17 protein-coding genes are annotated in these 18,777 nt (G+C 70.4%); all 17 read left to right on the top strand.

Annotated elements, in window-relative coordinates; all coding sequences use genetic code 11:
* The first annotated feature begins 184 nt into the window (after positions 1-184).
* The 17 genes from IE302_RS12065 (at position 185) to murC (ending at position 18,777) form a co-directional block, all read left to right on the top strand.
* A complete protein-coding gene (locus IE302_RS12065) occupies positions 185-763 on the top strand; it encodes a PE-PGRS family protein (RefSeq protein WP_191254543.1) in 579 nt (192 codons plus the stop codon).
* Complete coding sequence (locus IE302_RS12060; protein WP_191254542.1) at positions 760-1,512, top strand: ESX secretion-associated protein EspG; 753 nt, start codon at positions 760-762, stop codon at positions 1,510-1,512. Before IE302_RS12065 ends, IE302_RS12060 begins: the two co-directional genes overlap by 4 nt.
* A 44-nt stretch (positions 1,513-1,556) precedes the next feature.
* Positions 1,557-2,084, top strand: coding sequence for a YbaB/EbfC family nucleoid-associated protein (locus IE302_RS12055; RefSeq protein WP_191254541.1), 528 nt, complete (start codon positions 1,557-1,559; stop codon positions 2,082-2,084).
* Positions 2,081-2,404 (top strand): type VII secretion target, encoded by a 324-nt coding sequence (locus tag IE302_RS12050; RefSeq protein ID WP_191254540.1) that lies wholly within the window; start codon positions 2,081-2,083, stop codon positions 2,402-2,404. The genes IE302_RS12055 and IE302_RS12050 overlap by 4 nt, the downstream gene beginning before the upstream one ends.
* A complete protein-coding gene (locus IE302_RS12045) occupies positions 2,401-3,459 on the top strand; it encodes a WXG100 family type VII secretion target (protein WP_191254539.1) in 1,059 nt (352 codons plus the stop codon). The genes IE302_RS12050 and IE302_RS12045 overlap by 4 nt, the downstream gene beginning before the upstream one ends.
* Positions 3,452-4,033, top strand: coding sequence for a hypothetical protein (locus IE302_RS12040; RefSeq protein ID WP_229907711.1), 582 nt, complete (start codon positions 3,452-3,454; stop codon positions 4,031-4,033). The genes IE302_RS12045 and IE302_RS12040 overlap by 8 nt, the downstream gene beginning before the upstream one ends.
* Before the next feature lie 533 nt (positions 4,034-4,566).
* Positions 4,567-4,998 (top strand): division/cell wall cluster transcriptional repressor MraZ, encoded by a 432-nt coding sequence (mraZ, locus tag IE302_RS12035; RefSeq protein WP_005156436.1) that lies wholly within the window; start codon positions 4,567-4,569, stop codon positions 4,996-4,998.
* A 204-nt stretch (positions 4,999-5,202) separates the two neighbouring features.
* Positions 5,203-6,162, top strand: coding sequence for a 16S rRNA (cytosine(1402)-N(4))-methyltransferase RsmH (gene rsmH, locus IE302_RS12030; protein WP_191254538.1), 960 nt, complete (start codon positions 5,203-5,205; stop codon positions 6,160-6,162).
* Entirely contained in the window at positions 6,159-6,866 is a 708-nt protein-coding gene (gene ftsL, locus IE302_RS12025; RefSeq protein ID WP_191254537.1) for a cell division protein FtsL, read from the top strand. Before rsmH ends, ftsL begins: the two co-directional genes overlap by 4 nt.
* Complete coding sequence (locus IE302_RS12020) at positions 6,866-8,794, top strand: peptidoglycan D,D-transpeptidase FtsI family protein (RefSeq protein WP_191254536.1); 1,929 nt, start codon at positions 6,866-6,868, stop codon at positions 8,792-8,794. The genes ftsL and IE302_RS12020 overlap by 1 nt, the downstream gene beginning before the upstream one ends.
* A 447-nt stretch (positions 8,795-9,241) precedes the next feature.
* Positions 9,242-10,747, top strand: a complete 1,506-nt coding sequence (locus IE302_RS12015) for a UDP-N-acetylmuramoyl-L-alanyl-D-glutamate--2,6-diaminopimelate ligase (RefSeq protein ID WP_191254768.1) — start codon at positions 9,242-9,244, stop codon at positions 10,745-10,747.
* Positions 10,744-12,276: a UDP-N-acetylmuramoyl-tripeptide--D-alanyl-D-alanine ligase gene (locus IE302_RS12010; protein WP_191254535.1), complete on the top strand. Its 1,533-nt coding sequence runs from the start codon at positions 10,744-10,746 to the stop codon at positions 12,274-12,276. Before IE302_RS12015 ends, IE302_RS12010 begins: the two co-directional genes overlap by 4 nt.
* A complete protein-coding gene (gene mraY, locus IE302_RS12005) occupies positions 12,273-13,358 on the top strand; it encodes a phospho-N-acetylmuramoyl-pentapeptide-transferase (protein ID WP_007029326.1) in 1,086 nt (361 codons plus the stop codon). Before IE302_RS12010 ends, mraY begins: the two co-directional genes overlap by 4 nt.
* A gap of 3 nt (positions 13,359-13,361) precedes the next feature.
* A complete protein-coding gene (gene murD / locus IE302_RS12000) occupies positions 13,362-14,765 on the top strand; it encodes a UDP-N-acetylmuramoyl-L-alanine--D-glutamate ligase (RefSeq protein WP_191254534.1) in 1,404 nt (467 codons plus the stop codon).
* Positions 14,752-16,251 (top strand): putative lipid II flippase FtsW, encoded by a 1,500-nt coding sequence (ftsW, locus tag IE302_RS11995; protein WP_191254533.1) that lies wholly within the window; start codon positions 14,752-14,754, stop codon positions 16,249-16,251. Before murD ends, ftsW begins: the two co-directional genes overlap by 14 nt.
* Entirely contained in the window at positions 16,248-17,375 is a 1,128-nt protein-coding gene (gene murG, locus IE302_RS11990; RefSeq protein WP_191254532.1) for an undecaprenyldiphospho-muramoylpentapeptide beta-N-acetylglucosaminyltransferase, read from the top strand. The genes ftsW and murG overlap by 4 nt, the downstream gene beginning before the upstream one ends.
* Complete coding sequence (murC, locus tag IE302_RS11985) at positions 17,368-18,777, top strand: UDP-N-acetylmuramate--L-alanine ligase (protein WP_191254531.1); 1,410 nt, start codon at positions 17,368-17,370, stop codon at positions 18,775-18,777. Before murG ends, murC begins: the two co-directional genes overlap by 8 nt.

Raw genomic sequence — 18,777 nt, 5'->3', positions numbered from 1 at the left:
CGCCCGTCGGCGGAGCTGAGGACGAACTCGGGAGATGACATGACGCGTGAACCCGCCAGGCCGAAGGCCCCGCTATCGCGGTGGCAGGGCGCCTTTGTCCGCGGTCGTGAGAGGTCTGACCAAGTAGCGCCCTGTCGACGTGATCGCGGACGCGGGTTCACCGCCGATAATCAGGAGAATTGTCGTGCCTGAAGGAGAGACGCCGGGCCGCGAGGTCCCGGTCGCGGCCACGCGGTACGAGGCCTACAGCCACGAGGCGCTGGCCGCCGAAGTCGAAGCGGGCAACGATCCCGAGGCGGCCGGTGGCATCGGCGCAGCCTGGGACGCGCTCGCGCGGCGCATGCACGACGCGACGTCCGACCTGGCCGGGCTGGTCGGCAGCAGCGAAGAGAACTGGCGTGGGGAAGCGGGTGACGCGCTCCGCGGCGTGCTCTCCACGGCGTCCGGCTGGCTGACCTGGTCCGCCGATCTCTCGTCCGTGCTCGGGCAGGCGGTCTCCGGTCAGGCCGAGGCCGCCGCGCGGGCTCGCGCGGACATGCCGCCGCCGGTGGACTACGACCCCGGCGCGATGATCCGCGGCGCCGCCGCCGGTGGGAACCTCGCCGCGCTCGCCGCGCTCGCCGACGAGATGGAGGCCAAGCACGCGGAGGCCGAGGCGGCCCGCCGCAAGGCCGTCGACGTCATGAACACCCGCGATGCCTCGCTGCGTTCGCTGACTCCGCAGGTCTCCTTCGGGAAGCCCCCCGAGCTGGGGCGGTCTTGATCCGCGTTTCCGCGTCGGCGTTCGACGTCCTCTGGTCCGACCTGGGGCACGCGGCCCCGCCCTGGCCGCTGTCCGTCCGCAGTGTCGGTGCCACGGAGGCGGAACGCGACGAGATCCGCGGCGTGGTCTACGACAACCTCGCCGAACGAGGCCTTTATGACGGGGACCGGCTCGACGCCGCCCTCGAAGCGCGCTTGGACCTGCTCGCGCGCGCCGAGGTCTACGTCGAATGCGAAGCGCTGGCCGACATGACGGCCGAGGCCCCGTTCCGCGCGGTCGCGGCCGCGCGCGGGCGGCACGGCGTGCTGGCCACCCAGCCCGAACAGACCATCGCGTTGTCCGGGATCGGCGACGGCGAGGTGTTCGGCGCGATCGTCGACGTCCTGCCGGAGCTGCGGCCCGGTCCCGGTTACGGGATCAGCCTGCCCGCCGCGCGCTTCGGCGGTGACCTGGAGGATCCGGTGTTCGGCGACGGCGGCCGGTCGTCGGCCTCGGACAGTCAGCTGCGCGAGGTGCTCGCGATCCAGGCGCGGCCGGTCTACAGCGCGGGCCAGTTCACCGTGCGGACCCGCGACCGCGACGGCCGCTCGCACCGGGCCGGCGGGCTGACCTGGTTCGACACCGACGTCGGCGCGTACTGTGCCGCGCGGACCGAGGGGCGCGGCGGGCAGGCGTGGGTGAACGTGTCCCCTGTGGACGGTCCCCGGCTGGCGGCGCGACTGGCGTCGCTGCTGGACCAGGACCGCTAAGTTGTCAGGAGCCCGAGAAGCCTTCGGGGAAGAGGGGGTCCGGAATGACGGTGCCGTTCGGCGGCCAAGTGCGTGATCCGCGGGAGTGGATGCGCGAGCAGGAACAGCGCAGTGCGGCGCTGCTCGCCAAGGCGGAGCAGGCGAAGTCCGAGCTGGAGAACAACGTCGTCACCTTGAGCAGCCCGGACCGGCTGGTCACCGTGACGGTCAACCCCGGCGGTGGCCTGATGTCGCTCGCGCTGTCCCCGCAGGCGCAGGAACGGCCGCCCGCCCAGCTCGCGTCGCTGATCATGAGCACCTACCGCAAGGCGACGACGAGGGCCGCGGACCGGACTCTCGAGATCATGGCCGGGCTGACCGGCGAAGACTCCGACGCGGTCGACTTCATCAAGAGCACGCTGCCGCCCCGGGAAGAACCCCAGACCGCTCCGGAACCGGACGACTCCGCGCGGTTCATCGCGCCCGAGGCGCAGCCCGCGCCCGAACCGCCGAAGCGCCGTCCTTCCCGTCCCGCGTCCGATGAGGACGACGGCGAGGACTTCCAGAACGTCGACTGGACCGGCCGCTCGTGAGCGGGCCGGGATACGGCGTCTCGCCGGAACGGCTGAAGGCGCACGCTGACCAGGTCTCCGATCTCGCCGACCGCATCCGCGGCGCGGCGTCGGCGGCGAACCAGGTCGGCATGGGCGGCTTCGCGGGCTACGGCCTGCTGTGTGCGGTGCCCGTCGGCGGCGTCCTGCAGATCGCCCAGGGCGACGCGGACGAGCTGATGACCAGCGCGGCGAACCTCGGCGACGCGTTGTCCGACGCGCTGAAGAAGGCGGCGACAGACTACACGAAGATCGACGACGACGCGGCGCAGCTCAGCCGGGACCTGGGGAAGAAGCTGTGAGCGAGGACCTGGTCGCCAAGAAGGAGGAGAAGTCCGAGCCGTTCAAGGGCGGAGGCGTCTTCGACAGCGGTGCGAGCGTGGTCGGCGACATCTACAAAGGGGCGAAGGGCGAAGATCTCGACGCGTTCGCGGTCGCGATGGACGGCGTCTCCTTCGGCTTGGACGTGTTGTCGATGGTCCTGAACCCGCTGGGTGAGCTGGTGAAGGCCGGTGTCGGCTGGCTGATGGAGAACCTGGACTTCATCCGCGAGCCACTGGAGATCCTCACCGGTGATCCCGAGTCGGTCCAGCAGGCGGCGCAGACCTGGAACAACATCGCGGCCGAACTCGAAGCCGTGGCCGGTGACTACGAAAGTTCCCTGAGCACGACCTCCGGCTGGGACGGTGACGCGGCGATCGCCTATCGCCGTGTCGCGCTTCAGTACACACAGTCTTTGCGTGACGTCGCCGCGGAAGCGAAGGACTCGGCGCAGTGGATCACCACCGGCGGCATGGTGGTGGCCACCGCGCGGGCACTGATCTTCGACATCATCGCAGGCTTCATCAGCGACGTGATCACTCGCGCGCTCCTCGCGCTCGCGTCGTCGTGGTTCACCCTCGGCGGTTCGGTCGCCGCGTTCACCGCGAGCATCTTCGCCGACGCGGTCAAGGTCATGGCGAAGATCCAGAAGAAGCTCGGCAAGCTGCTGGGCGCCATCCAGCGGTTCGTGAAGCGGTTCGAAGGTTCGAGTGAGCGTGCCCGAGAGGCCGCGCGAGCGCTGGGACGGAAGTCCTCCGAGCTGGGGCGCGAGGCGAACAAGGCGATCAAGGCGAGTGACAAGACGCTGGACGGACTCAAGGGCGACAACCTCAAGTACCTCCGTGGCGCGAAAGACCGGATGGAGAACACCGTCGGCGGCAAGATCGCCGAGAACACCGGTCTGAAGGTCGCCAAGGAAGCGGGAAAAGCGGCCGCCGCGGACTACAACCAATACGACGGTGGCTCGTCCGAACGCGGCCGCGTCACACCGCCCACCAGCGGCCGGATCAGCGGCTCGCTCGACGACGATGACTGATCTGCCCGGACAACCTGTCAGGGCCCGGCGCACCCGGTGGTGGCCGCCCGGCGTGATGGGCGCCTTCTGTGTTCTTCTCACGCTGTGGCTGATGTTCTCCCTGCAGTGGGTGGTCGGTTTCGAGCCCTGGGGCACGCTCACCAGGAGCGGCACCGCCCAGGTCGAGCGATGTCAGAGGACCGCGGTCCACACCTGGATGACGTACTCGTGTCAGGCGGAAGTCCGGTGGGACGCCGTTTCCCCTGGTGGCGAAAAGGTCTCCGGTACGACGGTCACCTCGGTCTCCGCGCTGACCGGCCGTGTGGCGGTCGAAGAGTTCAAGTACTGGAAGAAGAACAGCTCGCGCAGCGGACTCTCCGTGGTCCCGGTCGACCGGCCGTCGTGGCCGATCGCCGACGGCTGGTGGATCCTGCTCGTCTTCGTGAGCGTGATCCCCGGCTGGCTCGCCGGGTTCTGGGTGGGCGGCCGCGTCGACCGGCTCCTGCCGGAACCGAAGGAGAAGCCCAAGGACTGGCGCGGCGTCAACCGTCGCACCGCGTCCGGGATGAACGGACGCCGCAGGCGCAGACGCTGAGGTGTCCGATTAGGACGAAGCAAAACCTGGGATGAACCGACGACGTCGCCGGCCGCGTCGGGCTCGTGAACGGCCAGCGCGGTTCTAGCCGTCATTACCACTCACGAGGCTCGTTGGCAACGATCGTCCTTTGCCGACAGGCGGGTTTCGAAGGGCGTGGAAGTCCCACCAGGTACGGAATCCGTCGTGGGCGACGCTCCACAATGCCCCCACCGCTCCCCACCGGATTCCCCCACTTTCGCCCCCACTCCGCCCCACGGCAGGGTTCCGGCTGCCGATATCCGGACGCATCAGGCATGGGTGAGGTTGCTTCGATACCCGCAGAGGGGGATCTTGGCCACCGTCCCCCACCACGCCCCCACCTGGCCCCACCTGGCTGACCAGCGAAAACGTCTGACACGACGGAGTGGTGGCGGCTTTTGCCGCGTTGACTGTGGTGAAAAGTGGGGTACGGTGGTGCGCAGTGGGGCAGAAGGGAGCCCCGTGGCCGAGCTCGGTTGTTCGCATCCGGGATCGGTAGGGAGGTGGAGCCGGTGTTCCTCGGCACCCACACCCCGAAACTGGATGACAAGGGGCGGCTCACGCTGCCCGCGAAGTTCCGCGACGCGCTCGCCGGTGGGCTGATGGTCACCAAGGGACAGGATCACTGTCTCTTCGTCTTTCCCCGGGCCGAGTTCGAGCAGATGGCGAGAAAGGTCGCCGACGCCCCGTTCACGAACGAGGCGGTCCGGGCCTATCAGCGTTATCTCTTCGCCGGGACGGACGAACAACGCCCGGACGGGCAAGGACGTATCGCGATCGCGTCCGAGCTCCGGCGCTACGCCGGGCTGAACAAGGAGTGCGTGGTGATCGGGGCGATCACCAGGCTGGAGATCTGGGACGCCCAAGCGTGGCAGGGCTACCTGGACGAACACGAGGACAGCTACGCGAAGGCTCGAGAGGAAGTTCTGCCGGGCGTCTTCTAGACGTGACCGAGGAAGCACCCACGCCGTCGGGGGGCGCGGGTTCACGCTTCGGGCACGCCGGGAACCGCCCACACGGATGCCGTGAGGCCTCTGTCCGCTCAGTGGCCCTGGTACACCTTCCCCGGTACCAGGTCAGCAGGCGGGCGGACAGGGACCTGACGGCATCCGGCATCTTCCCCGGCACTACAGGAAAGGGGGGAAGACATGGCAGACGAACACGAGCACGTCCCCGTGCTGCTCGACCGAATCGTCGAGCTGTTCGAGCCGGTCTTCTCCGACCGCGAGGCCGTGCTGGTCGACGCGACCGTCGGACTCGGCGGTCATTCCGACGCGCTGCTCACCGCGTTCCCCTCCTTGCGCCTGGTCGCGCTCGACCGTGACCCCAACGCGCTGGAACTCTCCGCGAAACGTCTTGCGCCGCATGGTGATCGCGTCGACTTCGTGCACGCCGTCTACGACGAGATGCCGTCCGCGCTGCAGGGTCTCGGACTGTCCAGAGTGGACGGGATCCTGTTCGACCTCGGCGTTTCCTCGATGCAGCTGGATCGCGCCGAACGCGGTTTCGCCTACTCCAAGGATTCCCCGCTCGACATGCGGATGGACCCGACCACCGGGATCACCGCGGCCGACGTGCTCAACACCTACGCGCCGGGCGAGCTGATCCGGATCCTGCGCGACTACGGCGAGGAACGCTTCGCCCAGCGGATCGTCAAAGCCGTTGTGGCGGAACGAGAGAAGGAACCCTTCACGCGTAGCGGGCGGCTGGTGGAACTGCTGTACGACGCGGTCCCCGCGGCCAGCAGGCGCACCGGCGGCCATCCGGCGAAGCGCACCTTCCAGGCGCTGCGGATCGAGGTCAACGGCGAACTGGAGGTGCTGCGGCGGGCGATGCCGCGGGCGCTGTCCTCACTCGCCGTCGGCGGCCGCATCGTCGTCGAGTCCTATCAGTCCCTCGAGGACAGGCTGGTCAAGCAGGCCTTCGCGGAACTGGCGAAATCCCGGACCCCGGAAGGGCTTCCGGTCGAACTGCCGGGCCACGGCCCGGAACTGAAACTGCTCACCAGAGGGGCCGAGAAGGCCGGCGAGGCGGAGACCGAACAGAACACACGGGCCGCCTCCGTGCGGCTGCGAGCCGCCGAACGGATCGGAGACCGAGCACGATGACCGCTCCCGCGAAGTCCCGCGGCCGCCGGACACCGGCGCCCGGACGGCGTGCCCGCGCGACCAGCACGGTCGAGGAAACGCCGGACACCACCGAGACCACGAAGTCCACCCGCGCCTCCCGCGGCCGGACGTCGGCGGCGGAACGCGCCTACGCCCGCCGCGCCCAGCGTGCCGATCTGCTTCAGCGGGACCAGCAGCGCAACCGTCCCGACGCCGAAGGCGGTGCGGGCAAGGAAGAGCCGAAGAAGAAGCTCAAGCTGCGCTGGCCGCGCTCGCGCGCGTCGTTCGTGCTGATGATGATGGGCATGCTGGCCGTCGGCGTGGCGTGCACGTTGTGGCTGACCACGCAGGCGATCGCCGACTCGTACCGGCTCGAACAGCTCCGCACGGCCAACGCGGGGCTCGCCGAGACGAAGGAACGGCTGCAGCGCGAGGTCGCGAAGGCCGAGTCGCCCGCCTCCCTGGCGCCCAAGGCCAGGGAACTGGGCATGGTGCCCGGCGGCGACCCCGCGCACATCGTGGTCGCCCCGGACGGGCAGTCCACTGTGGTCGGTGAGCCGAAGAAGGCCACCGGCGACGCGCCCGCCGCTCCGCCCGTGACGGTGCCGCCCGCCGAGGGCACGCAGCAGGGCGCGCCCATCGAAGGTGACCAGCCCGCGGTGCCGCAGGAGAACGCGCCGCCCCCGGCGCAGGGAGGTCAGTGATGTCACCCGGCCGTCCGGCGCAGGCCAGGGCCCGGTCGGCGGGGAGTGCCCGGCGGACCTACGCCGCCGGGACCCGTCGCGCCACCGCCCGGCGGGGCAACGGGGGTAACCGGAGCCGGTTCACCGGCGTCCGGATCCTGCTGATCGTCGTGATGGTGCTCGCCGGCCTCAAACTGGTGCAGGTGCAGTGGTTCGAGGCCGGCGCGCTGTCCGAAGCCGCGGAACGGCAGCGGGCGTCCGTGATCGAAAGTCCCGCGCAGCGCGGGTCCATCCTGGACCGCAACGGGACGAAGATCGCGTTCAGCATCGAGGTGCGGACCCTCGCGGTGAGCCTGAACTGGCTCCACAAGACCAGGGAAGACTTCGCCGTGAAGAACCCGGCCAAGGGCAATACCTTCGAGGCCGACGTGGCGGCCGCGGCGAAGGTGATCGCGGCCAAGCTGCCGGGCGTGATCACCGAGAAGGAACTGCTGGACAAGTTCCACAAACCGGACGCGTTCACCTATCTGGTCCACGACATCGAGCCGTCGGTCGCCGACGCGATCGTCAAGCAATTCCCCTGGATCAGCGTCGAGAAGCGCTCGAAGCGGGAGTACCCCGGCGACTCGGTGGGCGCGAACATCATCGGTTACGCGAACTGGCGCACCGACGACAAGGACGTCTCCAAGCACAACCTGCACGGTGGCTACGGACTCGAAGCCTCCCGGGACAACGACCTCGCCGGGACACCGGGCCGCAAGATCGTCAACACCCGGAACGGCAACGACAACCTCGTCATCCCCGGTACCGAACGGGACATCCAGAACGCCGTCCCCGGTTCGGACCTGCAGCTGACGATCGACACCGATCTGCAGTACGAACTGCAGCGGCAGCTGAGCGAGTACGTCGTCAAGTCGAAGGCCAAGGGCGGCCAGGCCGTCATCATGGACTCCAAGACCGGCGAGGTCTACGCGCTGGCCAACGACAAGACGGTCAACCTCAACGACCCGGCTTCGCGCAGTGAGACGGAGAACCTCAACAACCGCGCGGTGACCACGCCGTTCGAACCCGGTTCGGTGAACAAGATCGTCACCGCCGCGGGCGCGATCGACGCGGGTATCACCACGCCGGAGTCGTCACTGGCGGTACCGGGTTCGCTGCAGGTCGCGGACAAGATCGTCAAGGACGCCTGGCACCACGGCACGCAGCAGTTCACCACCACCGGCATCTTCGCGAAGTCGTCGAACGTCGGGACCCTGCTGCTGGCGCAGAAGCTCGGCGAGGACAAGTACGCGGACCTGCTCAAGAAGTTCGGTCTCGGCCAGCGCACCGGTCTCGGCCTCCCCGGCGAGAGTCCGGGCGTCGTGCCGCCGCGGAACCAGTGGTACGCCACGACTTTCGGGAACCTGCCGATCGGGCAAGGGCTCTCGATGACCGTCGTGCAGATGGCCGGGATGTACCAGGCCATCGCGAACGACGGGCTCCGCGTGGAACCGCGGGTGGTCAAGGCGAAGGTCAACCCGGACGGGACCGTCGTCCCCGAACCGGCGCCGAAGACCGTGCAGGTCATCAGCCCGGAGGCGGCGAAGACGGTGCGCGACATGATGCGCGCGGTGACGCAGAGCGGCCGAGGGCAGCAGAGCGGCACCGGGCCGAAGGCGGCGCTGGAGGGTTACCAGATCTCGGGCAAGACGGGCACCGGCCAGCAGGTCGACCCGCAGACGAAGAAGTACAGCAACCAGCTGTACAACATCACCTTCGCCGGGATCCTGCCCGCCGACAACCCGCGTTTCGTGGTCGGCATCCGGCTCGACGCGCCGGACACCACGCTGCCGGGCGGGGGCTCGTCCGCGCCGCTGTTCCACTCGGTGGCCGCCTACCTGGCGCAGCGGTTCCAGATCCCGCTGTCGAACGGCCCGTCGCCCCAGGTGCCGCTGGTGCTTTCCTGACGTAACACGCGTGCTTGAGGCCGGAACTCGTGTGCTTGGAGCCGGAACTCACGTGTCTCCAGCCGGATGAGCGAGTTCCGGCTTCAATCACGCGAGTTTCGGCTCCGGCGGAGCGGTGTGGTCGTCGCTGTGCGTGAACACCTTCCCGGTGCCGGGCACCGTCCGGAAGACCGGACCGGGAGTCCTCAAGCGACAGTCGGAAGCCCTTGCGTGCCAAGGAGAGCTCGCGCAACCCATTACCACGGGCATGATCGTCACGCTCACACCCCGCACCGCTTCAGTCACCCGAATGCCACGCCGGTAACCTCCTTGGCTGTGTCGGTGCCTACTTCAGATCCCCGCAGCGGTCCCGCCGTCGAAAGCGGGTCCGGCGCGACGGCTGCCCAGGTCCCGGACAGCCCGGTCAAGGCCGTCGCCGCGCCCCCTCGTCCGGCCAGGATCGAGCCGATGCCGCTGGGCACACTGCTCGCCAGGGCGGGCGCCCGGCTCGTGGTCGGTGACGACGACTACACGGCCGCGGCCGAGCTGACGGTCACGGGCAGCACGCTGCGCGCGCAGCACGTCCTCCCCGGTGACCTCTTCGCCGCGCTTCCCGGCGCCCGCGCCCACGGCGCGGACTTCAGCGACCAGGCCATCGCCGCCGGTGCGGCCGCCGTGCTCACCGACGAGGCCGGTGCCGAGCGCCCGGTCCTGCGCGACGCGGGCGTGCCGATCCTGGTGCACCCGGACCCGCGCGCCGCCCTCGGCGAGATCGCCGCCTGGATCTACGGCGAGCCGTCGCTGGAGCTGTCCGTCCTGGGGATCACCGGGACGTCCGGCAAGACCACGACGTCGTATCTGGTCGACGCCGGGCTCAAGGCCGCCGGGCTCACCACCGGCCTGATCGGCACGGTCGAGACCCGGATCGCGGGCGAGCGGCTGGCCAGCGGGTTCACCACCCCCGAGGCGCCGGATCTGCAGGCGCTCCTGGCGGTCATGGTGGAACGCGGCGTCACGCACGTCCCGATGGAGGTCTCCAGCCACGCGCTGTCGCTGGGCCGGGTCAACGGCACGCGGTTCGCGGTCGGGGCCTTCACCAACCTCTCCCAGGACCACCTGGACTTCCACAAGGACATGGAGGAGTACTTCGCCGCCAAGTCGCTGCTGTTCGACGGCCGCTCCACCGCCGAGGTGATCGTCGTCGACAGCGCCTGGGGCCAGGCGCTGCTCACCCCGCACACGGTGACCGTCTCCACCGAGCCGGGCACGGACGCGCTGTGGCGCGCGACCGAGCTGACGCCGACGCCGGCGGGGGAGCAGACCTTCGTCCTCCACGGCCCCGACGGCCTCACCGCGCCGGCGAAGATCCCGCTGCCGGGCGAGTTCAACGTGGCGAACGCCGTGCTCGCGGCCGCGATCCTCAACACCGCCGGCGTCCCGCTCGAAGCCATCGTCGCCGGGCTCGCCTCGGTCGAGGTCCCGGGCCGGATGGAGCGGGTCTACCTCGGCCAGCCGTTCACCGCGGTGGTCGACTACGCGCACAAGCCCGCCGCCGTCGCGCAGGGGCTCGACGCGCTGCGCGCCCGCACCGAGGGCCGGATCATCACCGTCCTCGGCTGCGGCGGGGACCGCGACACCGCGAAACGCCCGGTGATGGGCGAGGCGGCGGTCCGGCGCAGCGAGGTGCTGATCGTGACCGACGACAACCCGCGGTCGGAGGATCCGGCCGCGATCCGGGCGGCCATGCTGGCCGGTGCCCGCAACGCCGGGCCCGCCCTGGGCGGCGAGATCCTCGAAATCGCCGACCGCCGGGACGCCATCGTCCGCGCGGTCGAGCTCGCCCAGCCCGGCGACATCGTGCTCATCGCGGGCAAAGGCCACGAAACCGGCCAGGAGATCCAGGGTGTCGTGCACCCGTTCTCCGACCGGGAAGAGCTGGCCTCCGCCATCCGCAGACGTCTGGAGACAGTGTGATCGTGCTCAGCCTGGCCGAGATCGCCGCCATCGTCGGCGGCAGGCTGCATCGGACCGACGGGACAGCCGAGGTCACCGGAAGCGTCGAATTCGACACCCGCGAGATCACCCCCGGCGGCCTCTTCATCGCGCTGCCCGGGGCGAAGGTCGACGGCCATGACTTCGCCGCGCGGGCGGTCGAGTCCGGCGCCGTCGCCGTGCTCGCGGCCCGCGAGGTCGACGCCCCGGCCGTCATCGTGCCGCCACTCGACGCCGGTGTCGCCCACGACCGGGCGTTCGCGCTGGTCTCGGACAAGGACGGGGCGGGCGCCGCGGTGCTGGCCGCGCTGGCGAAGCTCGCCCGGCACGTGGTCCGGAAGCTTTCCGGGGACCGCCTGACCGTCGTCGGGGTCACCGGTTCGGCGGGCAAGACCTCGACCAAGGACATCATCGCCCAGCTGCTGGAGCCGCTCGGCCCGACGGTGGCGCCGCCGGGATCGTTCAACAATGAGCTGGGCCACCCCTGGACGGCGCTGCGGGCCGACTCCTCGACCCGGCAGCTGGTGCTGGAGATGTCCGCCCGCGGACCCGGCCACATCGCCGAGCTGGCCGCCATCGCGCCACCGCGCATCGGGGTCGTGCTCAACGTCGGCACCGCGCACGTCGGCGAGTTCGGCTCGCGCGAGGGCATCGCCAAGGGCAAGGGCGAGCTCGTCGAAGCGCTGCCGAGCGCCGAAGACGGCGGTGTCGCGGTCCTGAACCTCGACGACCCGTACGTCGCGGCGATGGCGAGCCGGACCACCGCGCGGGTGGTGTTCGTCGGCGAGAGCGCGTCCGCGCAGGTCCGCGCCGTGGACATCACCCTCGACGACGAAGCACGCGCGTCGTTCCGTCTGGTCACCCCGGACGGCGAAGCGCCGGTGAAGCTGCCGCTCTACGGCGAGCACCAAGTCGGCAACGCGCTCAGCGCGGCCGCCGTCGCGCTGGAGATGGGCTCGACGGTCGAGGAGGTCGCGGCCCGGCTGTCGAGCCTCGAACGGCGCTCCGAGCGGCGCATGGAGGTCACCACGCGCGCCGACGGCGTCACGGTGCTCAACGACTCCTTCAACGCCAGCCCCGAGTCGATGCGGGCCGCTCTCAAGGCGCTCGCGTCGATGAGCGCGACGCGCCGGTCCTGGGCCGTGCTCGGCGTGATGGGCGACCTCGGCCAGGACTCGGTCACGGCGCACGACGGCATCGGCAGGCTCGTCGTCCGGCTCAACATCGACAAGCTCGTGGTCATCGGCGAAGCCGCCGCGGCCACCCACCAGGGCGCCCAGCAGGAGGGTTCCTGGGGCGAGGAGTCGGTACTGGTACCCGACGTCGAGGCCGCCATCGCCCTGCTGCATGATCAGCTCCGCGCGGGAGACGTGGTGCTGGTGAAGGCGTCCAAGGCCGCCGCTCTGTGGCGGGTGGCCGACGCCGTGCTCGCCGCTCCCGCAACCGATGCTGAATCCCCTGTAGTACCCCCTTCCCCCTCTCAAGAACGCTCGAACGGTGGTGACGCGTGATCAGCATCCTGATCGCGGCCGCGGCGGGCCTGCTGGTCTCCATCCTCCTCACTCCCTATCTGATCCGGGTCTTCTCCCGGCAGGGCTTCGGCCAGGAGATCCGGGAGGAAGGACCGCAGGGACACAAATCCAAACGCGGTACCCCGACGATGGGTGGTGTCGCGATCATCGTCGCGATGGTCGTCGGGTATTTCGTGGCTCATCTGATCAGCGCGCTCAGCGGCGGCAACGGCACCGGCGGCCCGTCCGCTTCGGGGCTGCTGGTCCTGCTCCTGGCCGTGGGCCTCGGCCTCGTCGGGTTCCTCGACGACTTCATCAAGATCCGCAAGCAGCGCAACCTCGGGCTGAACAAGACCGCGAAACTGGTCGGCCAGCTGGTGGTCACGATCGCCTTCGCGATCCTGGCGCTGCAGTTCGCCGACGAGCGCGGGCTGACCCCGGCGTCGGAAAGCCTGTCCTACGTGCGGGACCTCGCGCTGATCACCTTCCCGTCGGTGTTCTTCGTGATCTTCTGCTACATCGTCATCTCGGGCTGGTCGAACGCGGTGAACTTCACCGACGGTCTCGACGGTCTCGCGGGCGGCACCGCGGCGATGGTCCTGGCGACCTACGTCGTCATCGCCTTCTGGCAGACCCGCCTCTCGTGCGCGGTCACCCCGCAGACCGCCTGCTACGACGTCCGTGACCCGCTGGACCTGGCCGTGGTGGCCGCCGCGGCGACCGGCGCCTGTGTCGGGTTCCTCTGGTGGAACGCGGCCCCGGCGAAGATCTTCATGGGTGACACCGGTTCGCTGGCCCTCGGCGGTCTCGTCGCCGGTCTGTCGATGACCACCCGCACCGAACTGCTCGCCATCGTCATCGGCGGCCTGTTCATGGTCGAGATGATCTCGGTGGTCGCGCAGATCGCGGTGTTCCGCACGACCCGGCGACGGCTGTTCCGGATGGCGCCGTTCCATCATCACTTCGAGCTGGCGGGCTGGGCGGAGACCACGGTCATCATCCGGTTCTGGCTGCTCTCGGCCATCTGCTGCATGTTCGGCCTGGGCCTGTTCTACAGCGAACAGCTCAGCTTCGGGGGTTAAGAAGTGGAGCTAGCCGGGCGTCACGTCCTAGTCGCCGGAGCCGGGGTCACCGGCAAGTCCATCGTCCCCGTGCTGCGGGACCTGGGCGCGCGGATCACCGTCACCGACGGCAACGCCGAACGGCTGGCGGAACTCGAAGGGCTCGGCGCGGAACTCGTGCCGGGCCTGACGGAGCCGCCCGAAGACGTCGAGCTGGTCGTGACCAGCCCCGGCTGGAAGCCGACGTCGCCGCTGCTGGTGGCGGCGGCCGAGGCGGGCCTCGAAGTGATCGGCGACGTCGAACTGGCGTGGCGGGTCGGGCAGCTGCGCGACAAGCCGCCGGTGTGGCTCGCGATCACCGGCACCAACGGCAAGACCACCACGGTCGGGATGCTGGAGTCGATCCTGCGCACCGCCGGTGTCGACGCCGTGGCCTGCGGGAACGTCGGTTTCGCGGTACTCGACGCGGTGCGGGCCGGGCACGAGGTGCTCGCCGTCGAGCTGTCGAGCTTCCAGCTGCACTGGTCGTCCACGCTGGCCCCGCTCGCCTCGGTGGTGCTGAACCTCGCCGAGGACCACCTCGACTGGCACGGCTCGATGGAGGAGTACGCGGCCGCGAAGGGACGGGTCCACACCCACTCCCGGAACGTGGTGCGCAACCTCCACGAGGACTGGTCGATCCGGCTCGCCGAGGAGCACGCGCCCGCCGGCGCCCGCCACGTCGCCTTCGGCATGGACACCCCGCGTTCCGGCGAACTCGGGATCGTGGAGGACCTGCTGGTCGACCGCGCCTTCGTCGCCGACCCGGCGACCACCGCGGACGAACTCGGCACCCTGGCCGACGTCCGTCCCCCTGGTCCGCACAACGTCTCCAACGCGCTCGCCGCGGCCGCGCTGGCCCGCGCGTACGGCGTCACCGGCGAGGACGTCGCCAAGGGCCTGCGCGAGTACCGGCCCGCCCCGCACCGAGCGGAGGAGATCGGCGAGCTCGACGGCGTCCGCTACATCAACGACTCGAAGGCGACCAACCCGCACGCGGCGAGTGGCTCGCTGCGCGCGCATCTCTCCGTCGTCTGGATCGCCGGTGGCCAGCTCAAGGGCGCTTCCGTGGACGAGCTCGTCGGCTCGATCGCCGGAAGGCTGCGCGGAGTCGTCCTCTTCGGCGTGGATTCACCCGTGATCGCCGCCGCTGTTGCGCGACACGCGCCGGATGTCCCGGTCAACAGCCTCCCTTCGGGTGACGATGACACCATGACTGCGGCGGTGAAGGCGGCCCGCGTCCTGGCGCGCCCTGGAGATGTGGTGCTGCTGGCCCCCGCCGCGGCGTCGTTGGACATGTACCGCAGTTACGGCGAGCGCGGCGACGCGTTCGCGCGTGCGGTCCGTGTCCTGCGCGACGGTGCGGGGGAGACCAGTGACGGCGGTTGAGGAAAGAAAGCCCGAGCCCGGCAAGCCGCCCCGGCAGCGCAAGTCTCGTGACCGGCGGGAGCGCAAGGAAAGCCCGTTCGTCGCCTTCCGCACCGCGCTGACGGCGTGGCTTTCGCGGCCACTCGCCTCGTTCCACCTGGTGCTGGCGCTGACCGGCGTGCTGACCGTGATCGGCATCGTGATGGTGCTGTCGGCCTCGTCGGTCGCCTCGGTCAACCCCAAGACCGGCGCCGGTGTGTACGCCCAGTTCAGCAAGCACATCATGTTCGTCGCCATCGGCGCCGTGGTGTTCTGGATCGGGCTCCGGGTCCCGCTGGAACGCGTCCGGCGGCTGTCGGCGACGGCGACGGTGATCTGCCTCGGGCTGCTCGTGCTGGTGCTGACCCCGCTCGGGTCCACGGTCAACGGTTCGCAGGGCTGGTTCCGGCTCGGCGGGTTCGCCTTCCAGCCGGTCGAGGCGGCCAAGGTCGCACTGGCCTTCTGGGGCGCGCACATCCTGGTGATCAAGTACAACATCATCAACCAGTGGCGGCATCTGCTCGTCCCGGTCGTGCCGATCGCGCTGCTGATGTTCGCGCTGGTCATGATGCAGCCCGACCTCGGCGGCACGGTCACCCTCGCGGTGGTGCTGCTGGCCCTGCTGTGGTTCGCGGGCGCGCCGAAACGGCTGTTCGGCGTCATCCTCGCGGGTGGTCTCGTCGGGGTCCTGGTACTGGCCATCATCGCCCCGTACCGGCTCGCGCGGGTCATGTCGTTCGTCTCCGGCGACCCGGACACCAGCGCGGACGGCTTCCAGGCCAACCAGGCGAAACTCGCCCTCGCCGACGGCGGGTTGTTCGGCAAGGGCCTCGGCCAGGGACAGTCCAACTGGGGCTACCTGCCGAACGTGCAGAACGACTTCATCTTCGCCCTGATCGGCGAGGAACTCGGCTTCGTCGGCTGCGCGGTGGTGCTGGGGCTGTTCGCCGGGGTCGCCGTCGTGGGCCTGCGGATCGCCACCCGGAACCTCGACCCGTGGATCCGCATCGTGGCGGGCACGCTGACCGTCTTCCTGGTCGCGCAGGCGGGCATCAACATCGGCTACGTCGTCGGCCTGCTGCCGGTCACCGGGGTCACGCTGCCGTTGATCTCCTACGGCGGGACGTCGCTGGTGATCACCATGCTCATCATGGGGATCCTCGCCAACGCCGCCCGGCACGAACCGGAGGCGGTGGCCGCACTGCGTTCGCAGGGGCCAGGTAAATTCGGACGCCTGCTGAGGCTTCCCGCGCCCGAGCCGTACCGCCCGCCCGCCAAGCGGAAGGGCACCGCGGCCCGCGGAGGCGCCACCAAGGCGGCGAGGCCCGCGCCGAGGACGGCGAGGCCTTCGCCCGCCCAGGAACGGCGCCGGTCGGTGCGGGAGCCCGGCAGGAGGACGGCCGCGCGAACCGCGGTGAGCCGCGGTACCGCGAAACGGGGTACCGCAAACCGGAGAGGTCATAGGTGAACAACCCCGTCAGAGGTGGCGCCGGAGCCGAAGTCGAAGGCAAGGCGCCGGTGGTCGTGGTCGCCGGCGGCGGTACCGCAGGGCATATCGAACCGGCACTCGCCCTCGCCGACGCGGTGATGCGCCTGCGTCCCGACGCGAAGGTGGTCGCGCTGGGCACCCAGCGCGGGCTGGAGAACAAGCTCGTCCCGGCACGCGGCTACCCGCTCGAGCTGATCCCGCCGGTGCCGATGCCGCGCAAGCCGACGCCCGAACTGCTCAAGATGCCGCTGAAGGTCCGCGACTCGGTCAAGCGCACCCGGGAGATCCTGGAGCGCGTCGGCGCGGACGTCGTCGTCGGCTTCGGCGGTTACGTGGCGCTCCCGGCGTATCTCGCCGCGCGCGGGCGCACGCCGATCGTGGTGCACGAGGCCAACGAGAAGCCCGGCCTGGCGAACAAGGTCGGCGCGCGGTTCGCCGCCCGCGTCGCGGTCGCCGTCCCGGGGACGCCGCTGGCGAAGGCCGAGGTCGTCGGCATCCCGCTGCGCCACTCCATCACCGCGCTCGACCGGGCCGCGCTGCGCGCCGAGGCCCGCGAGCACTTCGGGCTCGACCCCGACGCCCCGACGCTGCTGGTCTTCGGCGGTTCGCAGGGCGCGGTGTCGATCAACGGCGCGGTCTCCGGCGCGGCCAAGGAGTTCGCGGACGCCGGTGTCGGTGTCCTGCACGCCCACGGGCCGAAGAACACACTGGTCGTCCAGGAGTTCCCCGGAAAGCCCCCGTACGTCCCGGTGCCGTACCTGGAACGCATGGACCTCGCCTACGCCGCCGCCGACGCGGTGCTGTGCCGTTCCGGCGCGATGACCGTCGCCGAGGTCTCCGCCGTCGGCCTGCCCGCCGTGTTCGTCCCGCTGCCGTACGGCAACGGCGAACAGGCGGTCAACGCCCGGCCCGCGGTCGACGCGGGTGCCGGGCTGATGCTCGCCGACGCCGACCTCTCCGCCGCCAAGGTCGCGGAACTGGTCATCCCGCTGGTGTCCGACGCCGACCGGATCGCGAAGATGAGCGCGGCCGCGGTCGGCCTCGGCCACCGGGAGGCCGACGAGACCCTTGCCAAGATCGTGCTGGAGGCCGCAGGTGCCTGATCAACTCCCCGACACGCTGACGCGTGCCCACCTGATCGGGATCGGCGGCGCCGGGATGAGCGGCATCGCCCGCATCCTGCTCGCCCGCGGGGCCCAGGTCTCCGGGTCCGACGCCAAGGAGTCGCGCGCGTTCCTTTCGCTGCGTGCCCAGGGCGCCGAGATCGCGGTCGGCCAGAGCGCCGAGAACCTCGACGCGTTCCCCGAAGGCCCGTCCTCGGTGATCGTGTCGACCGCCATCAAGGACGACAACCCGGAACTGGCGGCCGCGCGGGACCGCGGGATCACCGTGCTGCACCGCGCGCAGGCGCTGGCCGGGCTGATGGAGGGCCACCGCGTCGCCTGCATCGCCGGGACGCACGGCAAGACGTCGACGACGTCGATGCTCACCGTCGCGCTGCAGCACTGCCGTCTCGATCCGTCGTTCGCCATCGGCGGCGACCTCAACGAGTCGGGCGCGAACGCGCACCACGGCGAGGGCGGGCTGTTCGTCGCCGAGGCCGACGAGAGCGACGGGTCGTTCCTGGCCTACTCGCCGTCGGTCGCCGTGGTGACCAACGTCGAGCCGGACCACCTGGACCACCACGGCACGGCCGAGGCCTACGTCTCGGTGTTCACCGACTTCCTCGGCCGGATCGAGCCGGGCGGGCTGCTCGTCGTCTGCGGTGACGACGAAGGGGCCGATCGGCTGGGCGCGCAGGCGGAGGAACGCGGCATCCGCGTCCGCCGCTACGGGCGTTCGGTCACCGGCGCGGACGATGCCAAGGTCCTGGACTTCGTGCCGACCCCGGACGGCGGCGTGGTCCGGATCTCCTTGCAGGGCGAGGAAATCGCCCTGCAGGTCGCGGTTCCGGGCGAGCACATGGCACTGAACGCGATCGCCGCCCTGCTGGCCGGGATCGAACTCGGCGCCCCGGTCGACGGGCTGGCCGACGGGCTCGCCGCGTTCGGCGGGGTCCGGCGGCGGTTCGAGTTCAAGGGCCGCTCGGGCGACGTGCGGGTGTACGACGACTACGCGCACCACCCGACCGAGGTCGACGCGCAGCTGCGCGCGGTGCGGACGGCCGCCGGCCAGGGCCGGGTCGTCGTGGTCTTCCAGCCGCACCTGTACTCGCGCACGAAGACGTTCTCGAAGGAGTTCGCGGCCGCGCTGTCGCTGGCCGACGAGGTCGTCGTGCTGGACGTCTTCGGGGCCCGCGAGAAACCGGAACCCGGGGTGAGCGGCGCGCTCATCGCCGACCAGATCTCCGGTGTCCCCGTGCACTACCAGCCCGCGTTCGACGTCGCGGCGAAGCTCGCGGCGGATCTGGTCAAGCCCGGCGACCTGCTGGTGACCATGGGCGCCGGCGACGTCACGCAGCTCGGCCCGGAGATCCTGGCCGAGCTGGACCGGCGGGCAGGCTGA

The organism is Amycolatopsis oliviviridis, assembly GCF_014654365.1.
Taxonomy (GTDB): Bacteria; Actinomycetota; Actinomycetes; order Mycobacteriales; family Pseudonocardiaceae; genus Amycolatopsis; species Amycolatopsis oliviviridis.
Note: the sequence above shows the minus strand (reverse complement) of the source record. Positions and strands in the feature narration are given on the sequence as shown.